The sequence below is a fragment of the Wenzhouxiangella sediminis genome (assembly GCF_003410055.1).
GTDB classification, from domain to species: Bacteria; Pseudomonadota; Gammaproteobacteria; order Xanthomonadales; family Wenzhouxiangellaceae; genus Wenzhouxiangella; species Wenzhouxiangella sediminis.
The window spans coordinates 96,609-116,523 of the sequence record NZ_QUZK01000012.1 but is presented as its reverse complement, the minus strand read 5'-3'; the positions used below and the strand labels follow the sequence as shown (position 1 = coordinate 116,523).

Here is a 19,915-nt window from a genome sequence, read left to right as displayed (position 1 = left end):
CGAAGCGCCGGCCATGAACACGCCGCTTTCACTTCTTTTCCAGCGCATGCGCTTTCCGCTGATCGTGCTGATCGGCGCGTATGCCGTGGCCACGGTCGGTTACACCCTGGTGCCCGGCTACGACGAAAACGGCCAGCGCTGGACCATGAATTTCCTGGATGCCTTCTATGTCGTGAGCTACACCGGCAGCACGATCGGGTTCGGGGAGATTCCCGCCAGGTTCAGCGAGGCGCAGCGACTGTGGACGATGGTGTGCATCTACTTGACGGTCTTCGCCTGGTTGTTCGCGATCGGCAGCCTGGTCGGCCTGGTTCGTGACGAGGCCTTTCACGAAGCGCTGGGACGCCGCCGGCTGCAGCGCACCATTGCCGCGATTCGCTCACCCTTCTACCTGATCTGCGGATACGGCGGTGCCGGTGGGATGCTCGTCGACAATCTCGTGCAAAGTGGCAGGCGGGTGGTTGTCGTCGACCGTTCCGAGTACGCAATTCGCGAGCTTCAACTGCGTGACTATCACGTTCTGGTGCCGGGCTTTAGGCTGGACGCCTCGGTGCCGGACAACCTGCTCAAGGCCGGTCTCCAGAATCGCTGGTGCGCAGGCTTGTTGGCGTTGACCGACAGCGACGAGACCAACTTGAAAATTGCGCTGGCGGGCCGCCTGCTCAACCAGAAGGTGATGGTCGCCGCGCGCGCGGATTCGAGCGCCACGGCCAGCAACATGGCTTCGTTCGAAACCGGCTTCGTCATCCGGCCGGCCGAGGAGTTTTCGCGGCGCGTCGCCCTGGCCATCACGCGCCCGCAGGCCTACCGGCTCTACGAGCGCCTTTCCGAGGCCGGTGCAAGGCAGAAATGGGACCCGGAAACCAGTCTGGACGGTACCTGGCTGATTTGCGGCCAGGACGACTTCGGCCGTTCGCTGGCCGAGAGTCTGCAAAGCCAGGGCGTATCGACGCGCATCATTGCCGAGGAAGGCGAGGATGGGGACTGGCCGACGGGCAGCGTATTCGGGCCCAGCTCGGAGGGGCACGCCCTCGAGCGCGCGGGGGTGGCCGAGGTGACCGGGCTTGTCGTTGCCCATGCCAGCGACGCGGAGAACCTCTCGACCATCATGACGGCGCTGATGATCAACCCCGACCTGCTGGTGATCGCGCGCGAAAACCACCTGCACAATCGCCAGCTGTTCGAAGAGGCCGGTACGCATCTGACCTGTTCGGTCAGCGGCATCGTGGCTTCCGCCGTCCGTCCCGTGCTCGAGGCGACCATGGTGCCGGCCTTCGTCGACAAGATGCTCGAGAACGACGAGGACTGGAACAGGGACTGCCTGAAGCGACTTCGCGAACGCATCGGCGACGAGCGCGTGCAATTCTGGTCCAGTCGCGTCAGCGAGAAGCGAACGCCCCCGCTGGCCGAAGCCATCGAAGCGGGTCGCACATTCACTGCAGGCATGCTCACGCTCGACCCCCGCAACCGAAGCGAGAAGATGGACGCGCTGGTCCTGATGATCATCCGGGACGACCGGGTGATGCTCCTGCCGGACGACGACGAGCCGCTCGCGATGGGCGACCGCATCCTGTTCTGCGGCACGCCGCACTCGGCGGAGTTGATCTGGGCCGTGGCCGTGGACCCGGACGTCGTACACTACCTGCGTACCGGCCAGCCGCGCCTGGCGCGACGTCCGTGGTGGCGTCGGGCGGTGGCGCATTAGCCGGGTAAGATCCCACCAAGCTGCAGCAGGAACAATGGACAACGACGAGTTTCGCCGCCAAGCCCATGAACTGGTCGACTGGATGGCGGATTACCTGGCAACACTCGAAGAGCGGCCGGTCAAGTCGCGAGTCGAACCGGGCAGTATTGCCGAGATGTTGCCGGAGGCCGGCCCGGAGTCGGGCGAGGACATGAACGACGTCTTCGCCGATTTCCGCGAGATCATCCTGCCGGGCATGACGCACTGGCAACACCCGATGTTCATGGCCTATTTTCCGGCAAACAGTTCCTACCCGTCGGTATTGGCCGAGATGCTCACGGCCACGCTCGGCGCCCAGTGCATGAGCTGGGAGACCTCGCCGGCGGCGGCCGAACTGGAAGGCCGCGTGGTGAGCTGGCTGCGCGACTGGCTGGGCCTGCCGGACGACTTCGAGGGCGTGATCCAGGACACCGCGTCGACCGCCACGCTTTGTGCGCTGTTGAGCGCCCGGGAGCGGGCGACCGGCTTCAAGATCAACGAGCAGGGCTTCGAAGGTCGGCGCTTTGCGATCTACTGTTCGACCGAGGCGCATTCATCGATCGAAAAGGACGTTCGTATCGCCGGCTTCGGGTCGAGCGCGCTTCGCAAGATACCGGTCGACGACGACTTCGCGATGCGGCCCCGGGCGCTTGCGGAATGCATCGAGGCCGACCGCGCCGAAGGCGTCACGCCGCTGTGCGTGATCGCCGCGCTCGGCACGACCAGTTCCACCGCGATCGACCCGATAGACGCCATCGGCGAGATCTGCCGAGAACAGGACGTCTGGCTGCACGTCGACGCGGCGTATGCCGGCACGGCGCTGTTGTTGCCGGAGTTCCGCTGGATGCTCGGCTCGGGCGAGTCCGTCGATTCCTTCGTCGTCAATCCGCACAAGTGGATGGCGACCAATTTCGACTGCACGGCCTACTACGTGCGCGACGCCGAGTCGCTGGTGCGAACCTTCGACATCCAGCCCGAGTACCTCAGGACCCGAGTCGATACACAGGTGCGCAACTACCGCGACTGGGGCATCCAGCTGGGTCGACGCTTCCGCGCGCTGAAGCTGTGGTTCGTGATGCGCAGCTTCGGCCGCAGCGGCCTCCAGGCCATGATCCGGCGGCATATCGAGTACGGCCAGTGGCTGGTCGACACCATCGACAACCATCCGTCTTTCGAGCGCCTCGCACCGGCGCCGCTGAACTGCGTGTGTTTTCGCTGGTTGCCCGCGAACACGAAGGATGAAGCAGCCATCGAGCGGGCCAACCGGAAGCTACTATCCCAAATCCAGGACGATGGCAGGCTGTATATCACCCACACGCGCCTGGCCGGACGCTATGCGCTGCGCCTGGTCCCGGGCCAGACCCGGGTGGAGCGCGGGCACGTGGAAGCGGCCTGGGCCCTGATCGAGGAGACTGCCCGGGACCTCGCAGCTGCTTGAGGCGCTGCGAAACAAACCCCGGAACCACGGAAGGCACGGCCATACACGGAAAGTGAAGCGAGAATACTGCTTTTTCTTCCGTGCCTTCCGTGGTTACAAGGTTTTGATTACCAGATGCTGACGCGGTCTTCGGGCGCCAGGTAGAGTTCGGCGTCCGAGCCGACGTCGAAGGCCTCGTACCAGGCGTCGAGGTTGCGCACGATGCCGTTGACGCGGTACTCGGCCGGGCTGTGCGAGTCGTTGATCAGGCGGTTGCGCAGCGACTCCTCGCTGGCCCAGAGGTTGCGCCAGACCTGGGCCCAGGCCATGAAGAAGCGCTGATCGCCGGTGTAACCGTCGAGCACGGGCGCCTCGCCTCCGGAGTGATCTTCGAGATACATCTCGTAGGCGTGATGGGCGATCGACAGCCCGCCAAGGTCGCCGATGTTCTCGCCCAGGGTCAGCTCGCCGTTGATGTTCATGCCCTCGATGGGCTCGAACCCGTTGTACTGTTCGACCAGTTTGCCTGTGCGCTGTTCGAACTGCTCGCGCGAGGCGTCCGTCCACCAGTTGCGCAGCACGCCGTCGGCGTCGGAGCGCGAACCCTGGTCGTCGAAACCGTGGCCCATTTCATGGCCGATCACGCCACCGATGGCGCCGAAGTTGACCGCCGGGTCGGCGTTGGGATCGAAGAAGGGCGGCTGCAGGATGGCGGCCGGAAAGACGATCTCGTTGCGCGTCGGGTGGTAGTAGGCGTTGACCGTCTGCGGCGTCATGCCCCATTCCCAGGAGCGGACCGGCTCGTCGAGCTTGGCCAGCTGGTCGTTCCAGGCCCACTCGCTGATCCGGCGGCTGTTGCCGACCAGGTTGTCGGCGGCGATCGCTACATCCGAGTAGTCGCGCCACTTTTCCGGGTAGCCGATCTTGGGCAGGAAGGCCTCGAGCTTGCGGTGGGCTTCGGCGCGCGTCTCTTCGTCCATCCAGGCCAGGGTGTCGAGGCGCTCGGCGAAGGCCCGGCGCAGGTATTCGACAAGCTCCATCATCTGTTCGCGGTAGTCGGCCGGGAAATGACGCTCCACGTAGACGCGCCCGACCAGCTCGCCGAGGCGGGAACTGACGAAGTTGATGCCGCGCTTGGCCCGCTCGCGCTGTTCCTCGACGCCGTTGAGACGCTTGTCGAACAGCGCGAAGTGGGCGTCGGCGTACTCACCCGACAGAAGCGGGGCATGGTTGTTGATCCAGTGGAAGGCATGCCAGGAAGCCCAATCCCTGGCAGGCGTTGCTGCGAACAGCTCGCTGTTGGCATAAATGGCGGTATTGGTCGCGACCACCATTTCCTCGATGCCCTCGAGCCCGCGTTCGGCGAGGAAAGCCTGCCAGGGGAAGCCGGAGGCGTTCTCGGCCAGCTCGGCCGGGGTCATCAGGTTGTAGTTGGCCTGGCGGTCACGGGCTTCGACCCGGGTCCAGTGGTTTTCAGCCAGTTTCATCTCCAGCGCGAGCACTGCGTCGGCTCGATCGCTGGCGTTGTCGACGCCGGCGCGCTCGAAAGTGGCGGCGATGTAGTCGCGATAGGCCTGGCGGTGCCCCGGGAAGGGTTCGTCCTCACGCGTGTAGTAGTCGCGGTCGGGCAGGCCCAGGCCGCTCTGGTAGAGGTAGGTGAGGTAACGCTCGGGGTTGCCCTGGTCGAGCGTCACGAACGCCGCCACGATCGAGCCCGTGCCTTGCCGGCCCATCCAGCGGGCGGCGGCTTCGTGCGAATCGATGGCGAGCAGTTCATCAAGGGTTTCGCGAACCGGATCCAGGCCTTTCTCCTCGATGCGATCGGTGTTCATGTAGCTGGCGTAGAGGTCGCCGACCTGCTGCGAGGGGCTGCCCGGCTGCGGGTCGTTGTCGCCCAGGTCGCTGATGATGTCGTCGACGCGCTCTTCCGACAGGATGCGCAGCTCGTTGAACGCCCCCCAGCGCGAGAAGCCCGGCGGAATCTCGGTCGATTCCAGCCAACCGGCATTCACCCAGGTGAAGAAGTCGTCGCCCGGCTGCACCGTCTCGCTGATGTTCGATGTGGCGATACCCCATTCGCCCAGCTTGGCCTCCGGCGAGGCGCCGGCGTGATCGTCGGCGTGGGTCTGCGCGCCGAGCAGGCCCAGCAGGGCGGCGGCGGTCAGGCATTGATGCAATCTCTTCATGCAGATTCCCCGATTACTTTGTCTTGGCGTGTGAAAGGGCGCCGCCGCGACCGGCGGCAACTCAAACAGGTAAGGACAACGAGCCTGCCCGGGGGTTCAACCCGGTGCCATGTCGGCGCCGAAGACCCAGCCGAGTAGAAAGTACATCAAGCCCGTAACCACGATGATCATCAGGATGTTCACGGCCAGGCCCGCGCGCGCCATCTGCGGGATCGAGACGCGCGAGCTGCCGTAGACGATGGCGTTGGGTGGCGTGGCCACCGGCAGCATGAAGGCGCAGCTTGCGGCGACGGCCGCTGGCGCGGCCAGCACCACCGGGTCGAGCCCCATCCCCACCGCGACGGAGCCGAGAATGGGCAGGAAGGCCGCCGCCGTCGCTGTGTTGCTGGTGACTTCGGTCAGGAAGATCACGGCGGCGACGGCCATCAGGATCAGAACGAGGACGGGCAGCGCCTCGAGCTGCTGGAAGGCCGAGCCGATCCAGCCGGCCAGGCCCGAGTCGGCGATGCCGGCCGCCAGGCTGAGCCCGCCGCCGAAAAGGATCAGGACCTCCCAGGGAAGCCGCGCCGTGTCGCGCCAGGTCAGCACGAATCGCCAGCCCCGCCAGTCCAGCGGCACGACGAACAGGAGCAGGGCGCCGAAGATCGCGATGCCGGTGTCCGAAAGCCCCGGCAGCCAGGGCTCGATCAACGGCCGGGTGACCCAGAGCGCGGCGGTGAGGACGAACACGGCGGCGACCTGCTTCTCGGCCCGGGTCATGGGCCCGGAATGGGCCAGCGCTTCATGGAGCATCTCCCGTCCGCCCGGCAGTTCATTGCCCGACACGTGGAACACGACGCGCGTGAGAACCAGGTAGACCAGGGGCAGGGCGAGGACGACCAGCGGCAGGCCGACCAGCAGCCACTGGGCGAAACCGATGGACAGCTCGTGGTTTTCCAGCAGATAGGCGGCGAGCAGGGCGTTGGGCGGCGTTCCGATCAGCGTGCCCAGCCCCCCGATGTTGCAGGCGTAGGCGAGCGCCAGCAGCAGGATCAGCGCGAAGTCCCCGCCGGCGGTAGAGGCGTCGTCGCCTTCGACCAGGCGGATCACCGAAAGCGCGATGGGCAGCATCATCATTGCGGTGGCGGTATTGGAAACCCACATGCTCAGGAAAGCGGCGGCCAGCATGAAACCGGCGACGAGCGCCCGCGGATGCGTGCCCACCCGCCGGATGATGAACAGCGCGATGCGCCGGTGCAGGCCGGAACGCTCCATGCCGAGCGCGATGATGAAGCCGCCCAGGAACAGGTAGATCAGCGGATTGGCAAAGGGCGTGGTCGCTCCGGCGATGTCGGTCACGCCGAGCAGCGGGAACAGCACGATGGGCAGCAGGGCGGTGGCGGCGATGGGCAGGGCTTCGCAGATCCACCACACGACCATCAGGGTGGCAACGGCGGACACGCGCCAGGCCTGCTCGGGCATGCTTTCCGGCGCCGGCAGGAGCAGCATGACGAGGAAAGCCAGCGGCCCGGCGATCAGGCCGATGCGTGGCCGCAGGGCGCTGCCGTGCTCGCCGGCGCGGGTCATGTCCGGCTTTTTTGCGGCAAGGCCCGCAGGCTGCCGGTGAAGATCAGGTACTGGGCCAGCATGTATATGGCGATGATGGTCGGTACCGAGTGCTCGAAGTCCGCCACGAAGCGCGTAACGCCGATGAGCGCGTCGGAGACGACGAACAGGGCAGCGCCCGCGAACAAGCGTGCGGGTCTCGTCTCCACGGTCGACGCCGTGATGGCCATACTCACCAGTGCCGCGACGTAAACGGTGACCGGAACGCGGTCGGCGCCCAGTCCCGGCCACATCCAGGCGAGCACGGCCACACCGAAGACGATCACCGGCAGCCACCAGGCCCAGCGCGCGGCGAACGCCTGGCGATGACGGTAGAAGGCCAGGGAGTAGGCCAGCTGGGTGATGAGGAAGCAGCCGAGGCCGAAGGTGAAATAGCCGTGCCGGTCCAGCGCCAGGAACAGGTCGCCGCCGGCCGCGGCCACGAAGCCGATCGCCATCGGCCAGGCAGCGGCCGGCCGCAAGGTGCCGGCCAGCGCTGCGGCGGCGATCAGCATCGGCGTGAACTTGAGGATCCAGCTGCCGGGCAGCGGCGGCAGCCACAGCGTGATCCAGTAGGCGGCGCCGATGATGATGAAGGCGGCTCTGGCCAGGGTGATGCGGTTCGGCGCGTCGTTCATTGCTTTCTTCCTCAGAATGTCGAAAGACCGGTGGCTTCCATCAGCCGGTACTGCCAGTAGCGAAGGCGGGAATGATCGGCGTAGCGCTCGTAGGGCAGGCTGTGGATGCGATCGGGGGTGTTGGACCAACGCTCCTCGAAGAAGCCCGCCACCGTTTGCATCATGGCGCTGTTCGCGGCAGCCCGGATCTGGACATTCGTCTCCAGGTTGTAGTTGTCCAGGTTGCGGCGCGTGAAATTGGCCGAACCGGCCAGCACCTGGTGCTCGCCTTGGCTCGGTCGCAGTACCAGCATCTTGCCGTGGCACTGCTCGCCGCGCGTATTGCACCAGCGCACCGGCAGGCCGGCCTCGTGCAGCTCCCAGGCGACCTGGCGGTTGGGCACCCCGTTCTTCTTGCGACCGAAGGCGTCCTCGTTGGGATCGAGCAGCACGCGGACCGTTGCGCCGCGTTGCTCGGCAGCGACCAGGGCCTCGACGATGTCGCGATGCGAGAGATAGAACATCAGCAGGTCGAGCGAATCGCCTTCGTCGGCCTCGCCGATCATTTCCAGGGCGGCGTCGCGAATGGCCGCTTCGGTGAGAATCCGGACCTCGGCAGCGACGACGCCGAGCGGGCCGGCCAAGTTTCGGGTCCAATCGGGACGATGTCCCGTCGAGAATGCCACCACGCTGCTCTCGGTTTCGAGAAGGTCGACCGCCGCGGGGCCATCGAAGGAGAAAGCGACGTTGTCATGCCGGCTGCTGGCGTCGTGGGGATTGGCTGAAGTGACCAGGGCCTCCGGGCCTTGATCGCCGTACACGAACAGCGTCTTGCGATGATTGGCCTTGAAGTTGAGCATCGCGAGGTAGGTCCGGAGCGTCACCGACCCGTCGCCCACCGGATTGGGCAGCCAGCCGCCTTCGTGTCCGTTGCCGAACCACTGGCAGCAGATTCGCCATGCCGCCGACCAGAGCGGGTTGGGGTCGCGCAGTCGGGTAAGGTCGGTTTCGACAACCTCGACTCCGGCCTGCTCGAGCGCTTCGAACAGAGGCTGCTCCACGCCGTCGTAGAGGTCGTTGAAGGGGTCGGTGATCAGGGTCGCGGTCAGGGCCGGGTGCGATCGGCTTTCGTTGCTCAGGGCTTCGACCAGCTGCCCCGACAGCGGCCGGTAGCCGTCGCCGGCCTGCCCGGCGAAGCGGTTGACCAGGAAGAAGTCACTGACCGCCAGCCGCTCGGCGCGTTCGAGCATCGCGAAGGCGGCTTCGAAGATCGCCTGCTCGGTGTGTTGCTCGCCGCCGGAATCCAGCCAGGTCGAGTCGGCGTGGAAGCGCACCGTGTTCGCCGGGCGCCACGGGCCGGCGAAGTCCAGTCCGTCCGGCAGCGGCTTGACCTGGTGCCAGATGAAGGTGGCAAGATAGACGGCCGCCAGCACCACGCCGCCGCGCAGGAGCCAGGTGGTCGAGCGTTTGCTCGTTTTCAGGATTTCGGGCATGCGGCCTATTATGCCGGATGCGGTTGTTACGATACGCCGGACACCAAGCGAGGAGAATCGCGATGAGCAATGAATTCAGTTTCGGAAAGACCGTAGCGTCGAGCTTCGAGCAGGCGGTCGAAGCCGTGACCGAAGCGCTGGCCGAGCAGGGCTTCGGCGTGCTGACCGAAATCGATGTCCAGGCGACCCTGAAGAAGAAGCTGGACACCGACACGCGCCCCTACCGGATCCTGGGCGCCTGCAACCCCGAACTGGCGCACCGGGCGCTGACGGCGGAACCGCAGATCGGCGTCCTGCTGCCGTGCAACGTGGTCGTGCGCGAAGGCGACGATGAGCGGGTCCATGTGGAATTCATGGACCCTCAGGCCGTACTGGAGCTTGTCGACAACGCCGCCGTTCACGACGTAGCCGCGGAAGTGCGCGACCGCCTGGCGAGGGTATTCGACGCCATCTGATCCGAGAACCCCTCATCCCGGATCGAACGATCCGGGACGAGGCGTATCTCGAATCCCCCCGAGACCGGCCCAGCTGGGCAACGCGATTCAGTTTCGTCCGTGGCGGCCGCTGGCACGCATGTGGGCGCCCATTTGCTCCATCATGGCCTGCATCATGTCGGCGTGGTTCTGCATCATCTGCCGGCACTGATCAGCGTTCATGTTCATCATTCCGCCGTTCATGCCGCCCATGCGGCTCATTTCGCCCATGGCATCGTGCATCTGCTGCATGTGCTGGCGCATCAGTCGGCGACGTTCGGCCTGGTCGTCGGTGTTCTGGATCTGTCGCATGGTTTCGCGCATGGTCTGCATGCGCGATTGCATGGCGTCGTGATCCATCATGCCGCTGTCTGACTGCATGCCGTGGCCGCCCATTTTCTGCTCGCCCCGGTGTTCGTCTCCGGTGAAGGCCGGCGTCGTGGCGAGGAGGGTGAGCGCCAAAAGAATCGGTGTGCGCTTGTTCATGGTCTGACTCCTTGTCGTTCCTTTGGTGATCAGCGTGGCCGGTACCGAGCCATTGGGTTCAGCAATTACTTGCGCGCTTACTAATGTGACAGGCATGGACCGGCTCGTGTTCCTTGCCCCGGCTCATTTCCCGGGTCAGCCAGAATCCGGCCCCCAGCAGGAGCGCCCCGCCTGCGATCATCCGCTGCCCGGGCATTTCGGCAAACACGAGCCAGCCGAGCGTTGCGGCGACGACCGGTGAGACGATGATGTCGACCAGCGAATAGATATTCGCGGTAATCGATCGAAGCACGATCGAGATACCGAAATAGGCAAAACCCGTCGAAATGACCCCGAGTCCCAGCGCCCAGACGAACACCGGCACTTCTAGCCCGCCGAGTCGGGAGTAGGCGAGCCATTCAAACGGCGAGCCGGTGCCGAACAGTACAAGCGAGGGTGAAAGCGCCAGGGCGGCGGTCAACAGCGACCAGGCGATATCATTGCCGGTTTCGGTCAGGCCTTCGTAGCGCATGTAGGTAACCATCGCCGCATAGATGGCGCCGGTGGCCAGGGCCACGAGGTTTCCCAGCTGACGGCCTTCTCCGAGCGGGTTGGCGAGAACGATGCCGATCAGGGCCAGGCCGAAGATGGCGACGTAGGCTGGCCGCGCTTTCTCACCCAGAAAAAACCAGGAGAACAAGAACACGAAGAAGGGCGCAACGCTCCAGAAAATGACCGCGTTGGCGATCGGGACGAGCGACATGGCGTAGTTGAAGAAGCCGCCCTGCGCGGCAACCAGAATGCCGATGACGATCGTGTCCTTCAGGTTGCCTACCGGGAATCGGGGTGCCTGTCCAGTGACGGCCCAGCGCGCCGCGAACAGGAACAGGGCGGCGAAGCTCATGGCGTAGAAGGTCAGTGTGTGGATCGGGATGTGGCCGTCGGTCAGCTTGACGAATACCCCGATCGTCGCCTCGGAGACGGTGATCAGCGCGAGCAGAAGAAAGGTCTTCACGGCTCGTGCGGATGCGGTGCGTTGGCCTCGCGCGTGAGGTCGATCGCTTCCGCGCCACTTTCGTCCAGGCAGGTCTGTTCGACCTGCAGGGTCGCGAAGAAGAAGCCGTATTCGTCCCTGAGCAGTCGGTAGGCGGTTTTCAGGATGGCCTGTGCGTCTGCGTCGTCCGCAGCCCGCAGATGGGCCGAGAAGACGTACCGACCGCTGGTCAGCGCCCAGGCATGGACGTGGTGCGCATTGCCGACGCCATCCAGGTCCTCCAGCCTTGTGACGATCTCGACCAGGTCCACGTCAGGCGGGGTGCCCTCCATCAGCAGATGCATGGCGTCACGGAGAATGCCCCAGCTGGCCCACAGCAGGACGAATCCGAAGGCCATGCCCAGCAGCGGGTCGATCATCAGGAAACCCGTGAAGTGGATGACGAGCGCCGTTACGATGATCAGCAGGCTGCCGACGAAGGTCTGGATGATGTGCCATAGCGCGCCCTTGACGTTCAGGTCGCTGCGGCTCTGCTTCCAGATCAGGCCCAGGGAAATGAGCTCCGTGACCAGTCCGCCGGCCGCGGCCCACAGCATGGGCGCCGGCGGCAGGTCGATCGGATCGCTCAGTCGCATGCCGGCCATTGCGATCACGAACACGGCCATGGCCAGGAGGAATCCGCCGTTGACCAGCGCACCGATGACTTCGGCGCGGTACCAGCCGAAGCTGCGATCCTCGTCGGCGGGCCGCCGGGCCAGCCGGGCGGCCACGATGGCGACCAGTACGCCGCCGACGGCGGAGAACGTGTGGAAGGCGTCGGAAATGACGGCGATCGAGCCCGTCCAGAGCCCGATGCCCATTTCGATGACGAAGTAGACGCCGGTCAGCCAGGCGGAGATGACCATGCCCCGACCGCTCGAGGGCATGTGGCCGGCATGTCCGTGTGCACTGTGTTCGGGCATGTTCGTGCGCCTCCTTGGTGGTGACGGGCGACCCGACCTCGGGGCCGGAACCCCTGATAAGTCGGCGCCTAACCGTTTATTGCCCGTCGATCGCTTCGTAGTGATTGAAGACCGTCGTGTCACCGTCCTCGCCGAACTGGATTACGTCGTAGGCCATGCGGCGCTCGCCCATCTCCATCCCGGGCGAGCCGAGCGGCATGCCGGGGACGCTCAGTCCGGCCGCGTCGGGTTTGTCGGAGAGGAGTCGCTTGACGTCTTCTGCGGGGACGTGCCCTTCTATCACGTAGTCACCGACCACGGCGGTGTGGCAGGAGGGGAGATTGCGCGGCACGCCGAGATCGAGCTTGATGCTGTTCATGTCCCGGGTCGCGATGGTTTCGACATCGAAGCCGTTGGCCCGCATATGATCGACCCACTTGCCGCAGCAGCCGCAGTTGGGGTCATGGTAGACGGTCATCTCGGGCCGAGAAGTCTCGGCCCCCGCCGGGGCGGATTCATCGGTCGACTGGGCCTGGCAGGCGGCAGTCAGGGCGGCCGCCGTGAGCAGTAGTCCGGTGGACAAGGCGTGTTTAATGGTCATGGTCTTCTTCTCCAGGGGCGTGTTCGTGATTCGATTCGTCCTTCTGATCCTCGCCGTAAGGCCGGGCGCTCCAGGCAACCTGGCTGATGCGCCAGCCGTCGCCCGTTTCGACCAGGGTGGCGAATTCGGTGCTCTCGAGATCGAGTGTCTCGCCGCCGATTTCGCCGGTGAAACGAGATCGGGTCTCGACCGTGGCTTGTCCGCCGCCAGAATTGACAGACCGGGACAGTTGTTTCACGTCGATCGAGCGCAGGAATTCCATGTCGCTGCCGAGGTGTCCGCCGCGGTATTCCTCCACGGTCTGGACGTGACCGCCCTCGACAATCGTTGCTCCGGGGTGCAGATAGGCGAGGGCATCCTCTCCTCGACCTTCGGCCAGTGCATGGCGGAAGCCGTCCACCGTCGCTACGGGTGTGGATGCCGCCATCGCATGCTCGTGATCGTGCCCAGCCGATTCGGTGTCTTCCGACGACTCGCCCATGCCCCCTTGGTCGTGGTGCCCGTCCTGCCCGGATTCATCGTCGTGATGATCCGAGGAATCGGCGCCGTGATCGTGCCCGCCACCGTTGCCGTGGTCGTGCGTGGCATCGGCGGTCAGAGCTTCATATTCGGCGGCGTCCATGTCCGGCAGGGCACGAACGAATGCGACCGTGTCCCAGTTCTCTTCGTCGCTGTGGTCGAGATGGCTGGGCATCGCGGTCATCTTCAGGCCGTGCTTGACGGTCCAGAACGCCTCGGCGGCATCGACGCGATAGCGATAGAGCGCCGGGGGTTGAGGATCCCAGGCATCGGCCGGGTCCTGCCCCGGTTGGCCGTGGCAGCCCGCGCACATGCTCTTGTAGTGACCGGCGCCTGCGGCGATCCGTTGCTGCGAGTCGAGATCGTCCGGCACGACCAGGTCGGCGGCCCGCACCGAGACGGAGCGTTCGCGCACGGTCTCGAGCAACCAGGCCACGGGGGCGGTGTGCCCTGAACCGGCGGAGACGGGATACAGGCCGCTCCACGCGAAAGCGAATATCGCCAGCACGAGAAGGACGGTGGTGGCGAGGAGCGTTTTGATGACGATTACAGTGGTTTTCACGATTGGGACTCCTTTGAATCCTGCCGCTTCGACTACGCTCTACGGCGGTTTTCGGCCCAGTATTTGAGTGGGACGAATACACCGGCAATGTACCAGCCATAGAGGTAAGCACCGATCGCACCGGCCAGAAATCCCCTTGCGGTAAGCCACTCGAAACCCGGCAGCAGGGGTGCCCAGGCCTGGTACATGCGGAGACCCTCCGGCGCCAGAAGGCCGAAGCCCACACACAACAAGTAACTCACGATGAGAAACAGCGAGAGCGCGTGCCCCGTGGAGACGACGCGGGCTTTCAGTGACATTGGGGTTTGTCCATTCGATCGTTCCATGATGTCCTCCAGTACGTTGCTTCGTACATTAAAACTGGCTCGCTACGGGTTCGAGCGGGCGCCCAGGGATTTCCAGAGGTAGTAGATCACCGGCACCACCAGCAGGGTGAGCACGGTGACACTGACCATGCCCCCGACCATGGGGGCGGCGATGCGGCGCATGATTTCCGAGCCGGTGCCGTGGCCGAGCATGATCGGCAGCAGGCCGGCGATGATTACCGCGACGGTCATCATGATCGGGCGAACCCTGAGCAGCGCACCGTTGGTCACGGCCTCAACGACGTCCTGCTTTCCGAGCTCCGCGCCCTCGGCAGCGAGTTCGCTTCGCTTGCCTGCCAGCGCCTGGTCGAGATAGACGATCATCAGCACGCCGATTTCCACGGCCACGCCGGCGAGCGCGATCATGCCGGCACCGACGGCCACCGACATGTTGTAGCCCAGCAGGTAAAGCAGCCAGTAGCTGCCGACCAGCGACAGGGGCAGGGTGCCCAGGATGATCAGCACCGAGACCGGGTTGCGGAAGTTCATGAACAGCAGCAGCACGATGATGCCGATCGCGGCGGGCACCACCAGCTTCAGCTTGTCGGCCGCGCGCTGCATGAACTCGTACTGCCCGGACCAGCCTAGTGAATAGCCGGGCGGCAGGTCGATCTGATCGGCCACTGCCTGCCTGGCCCGTTGCACGTAGCCGCCGAGATCCGGGTCGTTGACGTCGATATAGATCCAGCCATTGAGACGGGCATTCTCGGTGCGGATGACGCCGGGACCGGTTTCGACTCCGATGTCGGCTACGGCCGAAAGCGGGATCTGCTCGCCGCGGGGCGTGACGATGCTCAGTTCGCGCAATTCCTCGACCGACTCACGCTTGTAGCGCGGATAGCGGATATTGATCGGATAGCGTTCGAGTCCTTCGACGCTCTGGCTGATCGTCATGCCGCCGACGGCCGAGCGCACGATTTCGTGCACGTCGCGGATATTGAGTCCGAATCGGGCCGCTTCTTCGCGCTTGACGTCGATGGTGACGTAGCGCCCGCCGGTGACGCGGTCGGCATAGACCGATGCGGTTCCCGGAACGTCTTCGATCACGCGCTCGATCTCCGAGCCGATGCGGTTGATGACCTCGAGGTCGGGGCCGGCGACCTTGACGCCCACAGGCGTCTTGATCCCGGTGGCCAGCATGTCAATGCGGTTCTTGATCGGCATGATCCAGGTATTGGTCAGGCTGGGCACCTGGACCAGGGCGTCGAGTTCCTCCTTGAGCTTGTCCATGGTCATGCCTTCACGCCATTCCGATCGGGGCTTGAGCCGAATGGTTGTCTCCACCATGGTCAGCGGCGCCGGGTCCGTGGCGGTGTCGGCGCGCCCGGCCTTGGCGTAGGCGGTTTCGACCTCCGGCACCGACATGATCAGGCGATTGGTCTGCCCCAGGATTTCCGCCATCTTGCCGGCAGACGCGGCGGGATAGGCGCTGGGCATGTAGAGCAGGTCGCCCTCGTCGAGTTCGGGCATGAACTCGCTGCCCAATCGGCTGTAGGGCACCCAGGCGCTGGCCAGGATGACCAGGGTGGCCACGACTGTCGTGAGCGGGAAGCGCAGGGCCGCGGCCAGAACCGGTCGGTAGGCCCAGGTCAGAAAACGGTTGACGGGGTTCCTGTGCTCGGGCGTGATCCGCCCCCGGATGAGATAACCCATCAACACGGGCACCAGCGTGATCGCCAGTCCGGCGGCGGCCGCCATGGCGTAGGTCTTGGTGAAGGCGAGCGGCTTGAACATTCGCCCCTCCTGCGCCTCGAGCGCGAAGATCGGCACGAAGCTCAGCGCAATGATCAACAGCGAGAAGAACAGGGCCGGACCCACCTCGACGGCCGCTTCTGTCAGCGCGTTCCAGCGCGCCTCACCCTCGAGCGAATCGCCGTGATGCTCGAGGTGCTTGTGGTAGTTCTCGATCATCACGATCGCGGCGTCCACCATCGCGCCGATGGCGATCGCAATGCCGCCCAGGGACATGATGTTGGCGTTGATCCCCTGGAGGTTCATGATGATGAACGCCGACAGGATCCCCAGCGGCAGACTGAGTACGATCACCAGCGACGAGCGGAAATGGAACAAGAAGACGAGACAGACCAGGGCGACGACGATGAATTCCTCGATCAGCTTCTCGCGCAGGGTGTCGACCGCTCGATTGATCAGCGAAGAACGGTCGTAGGTCTCGACGATTTCGACGCCTTCGGGCAGGCTCTCCCGGAGCGCCGAAAGCTTGTCCTTGACCCGCTCGATCGTGGCCAGGGCGTTTTCGCCGAAGCGCATCACGATGATGCCGCCGACCGCTTCACCCTCGCCGTTGAGTTCACCGATGCCGCGCCGGAGCTCGGGGCCGAACTGCACACGGGCGATATCACGGATGCGGATGGGGACCCCGTCTTCGGTCGTCCGGATCGGAATCGCCTCGAGATCCTCCAGCGAATCGACGTAGCCGGTCGCGCGGATCATGTACTCGGCTTCGGCCATCTCGATGACGCGGCCACCCGTTTCCATGTTGCCGCTCTGGATGGCCTCACGAACACGAGAGAGCGGGATGTTGTAGGCGCGGAGCTTGTCGGGATCGACCACCACCTGGTACTGGCGAACCATGCCGCCGATCGAGGCGACCTCGGAAACACCCTCGACGGTCTGCAGCTCGTACTTGAGGAACCAGTCCTGAAGCGAGCGCAGGTCGGCCAGGTCGTGCTCGCCGGAGCGATCGACCAGGGCGTACTGGTAGACCCAGCCGACGCCGGTCGCATCCGGTCCCAGCGCCGGCCGGGCCTCCTGCGGCAGCGTCGGAGCGACCTGGCTGAGGTACTCGAGCACGCGCGAGCGCGCCCAGTACAGGTCGGTGCCGTCCTCGAAGATGACGTAGACGAACGAGTCGTTGAAGAACGAGTAGCCGCGCACCGTGGTCGCGCCCGGAACGGACAACATCGCGGTGGTCAGGGGATAGGTGACCTGGTCCTCGACCACCTGGGGCGCCTGCCCGGGGTAGGTGGTCTTGACGATCACCTGAACGTCGGAGAGGTCGGGGATGGCGTCCAGCGGGGTGCGGAACATCGCGATCGTGCCCCACGCCGCCAGCAGGGCCGACAGCATCAGGACCAGAAAGCGGTTCCGGATGGACCAGCGAATGACGGCACCGATCATGGGCGGCCTCCAGAGCCGTCATCGTCCGACTGCGGATCAACGTTGCCACCCTGATCCATGGCCTCTTGATCCATGGGGCTGTGGTCCATTTCTGTATGGTCCATCTGGCCATGGTCCATCTCGCCATGATTCATCTCGCCATGATTCATCTCGGCATGATCCATGTCGCCATGATTCATCTCGCCATGATCCATCGCGTCATGCTCCATGGCCCCGTGATCCACCGCTTCGACGCCGTCGGCTTCATCGGCCATGCGCAGCAGGCTGGCGTCCACGCTCGCTTCGGAGTCGATCAGGAACTGGCCGGAGACGACGATGCGCTCGCCTTCGTTCAGGCCGTCGATGATCTCGGTCATGCCGTCGACCTCAAGGCCGGTAACGACCTGCGCGGGACGGAAGCGGCCTTCGGGAAGTGCCAGGATCACGCGCTTTCCGTTGCCGGTTCGGATGATGGACTGGGTGGGTACGGCCAGCGCATCGCGGTGGGGGTCGGCTGCAATCGCCACGCTGGCGTACATGTTGGGCTTGAGCGCCAGGTCGGGATTGTCGAAGGCCAGTCGCACGCGCCCTGTTCGCGTCTCGGCGCGCATGGTTGGATACACGTAGTCGACTTCGCCGGTCCATTCGCGGTCGGTCGCCGAAAAGGGCAGGGTCATCGAGGCTGCCTGGCCGGTCTCGACCCAGGCGATCTGGCCTTCGAAGAGGTCGACTTCGACCCAGACGCGGGACAGGTCGACGATGCTGATGATCGTGTCTCCCGGCTGTACGTACATGCCCTGACGGACGTTGAGTTCCATGACGTAACCGTCCCTGGGCGCTTGCACCGTGAATAGCCGCGTCGAGCTGCCGCGCTGCCTGAGTGCGTCAACTTGCCCGTCCGACATGCCCAGCGCATGCAGCCGGATTCGTGCCGCCCGCAGGAGCGATTGGTTGCCGGTCCGGACGGCCTGCAGGTACTCCTCCTGCGCACTGACCAGCGCCGGCGAGTAGATCTCGAAAAGCGATTCACCCGCCGTGACCCGATCGCCCTGCGTTTCGACGTGCAGATTCTCGATCCAGCCCTCAGTGCGTACATGGACGTGCGAGATGCGCCCATCGTCGGGTGTGACCAGGCCCACGGCCTCGATGTCGCGGGACATGTCGCGGCGTTCGACCGGGGCCAGCTTGACGCCGATGTTGTTGACGACCGCCGGGTTGATGCGGATCGACGGCTCCTGTCCGCCGCCCTGATCCGCTTCGTCGGCGTAGACGGGCACCAGGTCCATGCCCATGGGCGATTTGCCGGGCTCGTCGCGCCGGTAGTTGGGATCCATGGGGGCAACCCAGTAGAGGATTTCACGCTCGGTTTGGCCCGCTTGCCCGGAATCGCCACCCTTCGAACCGGCAAGGAACCAGGCGGCGCCGAAGCCGGCCGCGGCGGCCAGCAGGGCGATGATGACGATTTGTATCCTGTTCACGGTTGATCTCCCACCAGGTAGGTGATGCGGGCCCAGGCCTGGCCGGCCCGGGCGGCCAGTTCGGCCTGTTTGATCTGCACGTCGAGGGCGGCCAGCTGGCTGCGGATCAGTTCGGCGAAGTCGGTCTGGCCGTTGGCGTAGGTCGTGATCGAGGCCTCCACGGTCTCCTCCGCGCGCTGTCTGACCACCTCTTGGTACAGCGCCAGGCGCTCCTGGTAGCGCCGCCAATCGCTCAGGGCCTCGTCGAGCTGCCTGCGGAGATCGCGCAGGCGGCTGTCGCGCTCGAACTGAGCGGCCCGGCTGCGCTGCACGGCCGCTTCGTGCCGCTTGTCCTGCCGCTGGCCGGTGAACAGCGGCACCGACAGGCTCACCCCGATGCTGGCCAGGTCAGGCCGTTCGGATCTGAAGCCGTAGCCCGCTTCGAGCGCGAAACTGGGCTTGTAAGCCTGTCGGGCCAGCGCAATGCTTTCGTCGGCGGCTTCGACCAGGGATTGCCGGGCCATGACTTCCGGATGATCGACCAGGCGTTGTTCGAGCTGTTCGAGATTCGTGGAGCGAAGCTCGAATTCGGGAAGGGTGTCTGGAACGGGGCGGAAAGCCTCGCTCCCGATATAGCGCGCCAGGGCGGCGCGGGCCTGTTCGGTCATTCGGCCGTGCTCGGTGATGCGGTCGTCGAGCAACGAGAGTTCGAGTTCCGAGCGCAGCAGGCTCTGGGCATTCAGTCCACCGGTCGCGAAGCGTGACTGCAGCGATTCGATGTGCTGTTCGATGCGGTCGCGACTCTGCTCGAGGATTTCGACAGCCCGTTGCTGCCAGGCCAGTTCCAGCCAGGCTTGCCGGGTTGCCAGCGCGATGCGGCGCCGGGCCTCTTCGGTCCGCGCTCTTTCGGCCTCGGCCTCGGCGTTGCGCTGGTCGGCGCGGAGCGATCGCGTCCGGCCCGCCGGGAACTCCTGCCGCACGCCGACCCTTACGGCCTGGGTCATGGGTTCCTGGTCCAGATCGAACGAGTCGGTCGGGACGTTGACGACCTGGGCGGAAACCATGGGGTCGGGGAGCTGGGCTTCGGCCACCGCTTCGCTGGCCAGTGCCTCGGCGCGGGCGCTGAATCGTTCCACGGTCGGGTCGGCCGCCGTGGTCGCCAGCGAGACGGCCTCGGCGAGCGTCAGGCTGGTCGTCGTTGCGGCTGGTGCACTCTCTTCGTCGGTCGATTGGCGACTGCTCGCGTCGCCGGCAAGCGCAGCGCTTGAGAAAGCCAGCAGCAAGGTACAGCACCATGCAAGGTGCCGACCGGCGAGGGCCTTCGACTTGAAAAAGGTTCCATGATCCATGGCGAACCTCTCCTCGGATTTTTCGGAAACCCAACGGTTTCCTGGCGTTGTT

16 protein-coding genes are annotated in these 19,915 nt (G+C 65.1%); 3 read left to right on the top strand and 13 right to left on the bottom strand.

Features of this window, described 5'->3' with window-relative positions; translation table 11 throughout:
* Positions 1-13: 13 nt before the first annotated feature.
* The gene (locus DZC52_RS02115; protein WP_116649467.1) at positions 14-1,705 is read left to right on the top strand and encodes an NAD-binding protein; all 1,692 of its coding nucleotides are present in this window, start codon (positions 14-16) and stop codon (positions 1,703-1,705) included.
* A gap of 34 nt (positions 1,706-1,739) precedes the next feature.
* Positions 1,740-3,161, top strand: coding sequence for a pyridoxal phosphate-dependent decarboxylase family protein (locus DZC52_RS02110; protein WP_116649466.1), 1,422 nt, complete (start codon positions 1,740-1,742; stop codon positions 3,159-3,161).
* Positions 3,162-3,268: 107 nt separating this feature from the next.
* Here DZC52_RS02110 and DZC52_RS02105 read toward each other — a convergent pair whose 3' ends face one another.
* From DZC52_RS02105 to DZC52_RS02090, 4 genes are all read right to left on the bottom strand, one after another.
* Complete coding sequence (locus DZC52_RS02105) at positions 3,269-5,326, bottom strand: M13 family metallopeptidase (RefSeq protein ID WP_116649465.1); 2,058 nt, start codon at positions 5,324-5,326, stop codon at positions 3,269-3,271.
* A 96-nt stretch (positions 5,327-5,422) separates the two neighbouring features.
* Complete coding sequence (locus tag DZC52_RS02100; RefSeq protein WP_116649464.1) at positions 5,423-6,892, bottom strand: DASS family sodium-coupled anion symporter; 1,470 nt, start codon at positions 6,890-6,892, stop codon at positions 5,423-5,425.
* On the bottom strand, positions 6,889-7,548 hold the full coding sequence (locus tag DZC52_RS02095; RefSeq protein WP_116649463.1) for a lysoplasmalogenase: 660 nt from the start codon (positions 7,546-7,548) through the stop codon (positions 6,889-6,891). Before DZC52_RS02095 ends, DZC52_RS02100 begins: the two co-directional genes overlap by 4 nt.
* Before the next feature lie 11 nt (positions 7,549-7,559).
* On the bottom strand, positions 7,560-9,020 hold the full coding sequence (locus DZC52_RS02090) for a phospholipase D-like domain-containing protein (protein ID WP_116649462.1): 1,461 nt from the start codon (positions 9,018-9,020) through the stop codon (positions 7,560-7,562).
* Positions 9,021-9,082: 62 nt separating this feature from the next.
* Between DZC52_RS02090 and DZC52_RS02085 the strand changes: the two genes are divergently transcribed.
* Positions 9,083-9,475, top strand: a complete 393-nt coding sequence (locus DZC52_RS02085) for a DUF302 domain-containing protein (protein ID WP_116649461.1) — start codon at positions 9,083-9,085, stop codon at positions 9,473-9,475.
* 87 nt (positions 9,476-9,562) lie between these two features.
* Here DZC52_RS02085 and DZC52_RS02080 read toward each other — a convergent pair whose 3' ends face one another.
* The 9 genes from DZC52_RS02080 to DZC52_RS02040 form a co-directional block, all read right to left on the bottom strand.
* Positions 9,563-9,979 carry a hypothetical protein gene (locus DZC52_RS02080; protein ID WP_116649460.1) on the bottom strand — a complete coding sequence of 139 codons (417 nt, stop codon included), beginning with the start codon at positions 9,977-9,979 and terminating at the stop codon, positions 9,563-9,565.
* Positions 9,980-10,037: 58 nt separating this feature from the next.
* A complete protein-coding gene (locus tag DZC52_RS02075; RefSeq protein WP_116649459.1) occupies positions 10,038-10,973 on the bottom strand; it encodes a DMT family transporter in 936 nt (311 codons plus the stop codon).
* The gene (locus tag DZC52_RS02070; RefSeq protein WP_116649458.1) at positions 10,970-11,914 is read right to left on the bottom strand and encodes a cation diffusion facilitator family transporter; all 945 of its coding nucleotides are present in this window, start codon (positions 11,912-11,914) and stop codon (positions 10,970-10,972) included. The genes DZC52_RS02075 and DZC52_RS02070 overlap by 4 nt, the downstream gene beginning before the upstream one ends.
* Positions 11,915-11,990: 76 nt before the next feature.
* Positions 11,991-12,494, bottom strand: coding sequence for a DUF411 domain-containing protein (locus tag DZC52_RS02065; protein ID WP_116649457.1), 504 nt, complete (start codon positions 12,492-12,494; stop codon positions 11,991-11,993).
* On the bottom strand, positions 12,484-13,575 hold the full coding sequence (locus tag DZC52_RS02060) for a c-type cytochrome (RefSeq protein WP_116649456.1): 1,092 nt from the start codon (positions 13,573-13,575) through the stop codon (positions 12,484-12,486). Before DZC52_RS02060 ends, DZC52_RS02065 begins: the two co-directional genes overlap by 11 nt.
* A gap of 32 nt (positions 13,576-13,607) precedes the next feature.
* On the bottom strand, positions 13,608-13,874 hold the full coding sequence (locus DZC52_RS02055) for a DUF5676 family membrane protein (protein WP_116649455.1): 267 nt from the start codon (positions 13,872-13,874) through the stop codon (positions 13,608-13,610).
* A gap of 69 nt (positions 13,875-13,943) precedes the next feature.
* Positions 13,944-17,078, bottom strand: coding sequence for an efflux RND transporter permease subunit (locus DZC52_RS02050; RefSeq protein ID WP_116649454.1), 3,135 nt, complete (start codon positions 17,076-17,078; stop codon positions 13,944-13,946).
* Positions 17,075-18,535: an efflux RND transporter periplasmic adaptor subunit gene (locus tag DZC52_RS02045; RefSeq protein ID WP_116649453.1), complete on the bottom strand. Its 1,461-nt coding sequence runs from the start codon at positions 18,533-18,535 to the stop codon at positions 17,075-17,077. The genes DZC52_RS02050 and DZC52_RS02045 overlap by 4 nt, the downstream gene beginning before the upstream one ends.
* The gene (locus tag DZC52_RS02040; protein WP_116649452.1) at positions 18,532-19,863 is read right to left on the bottom strand and encodes a TolC family protein; all 1,332 of its coding nucleotides are present in this window, start codon (positions 19,861-19,863) and stop codon (positions 18,532-18,534) included. Before DZC52_RS02040 ends, DZC52_RS02045 begins: the two co-directional genes overlap by 4 nt.
* Positions 19,864-19,915 lie beyond the last annotated feature (52 nt).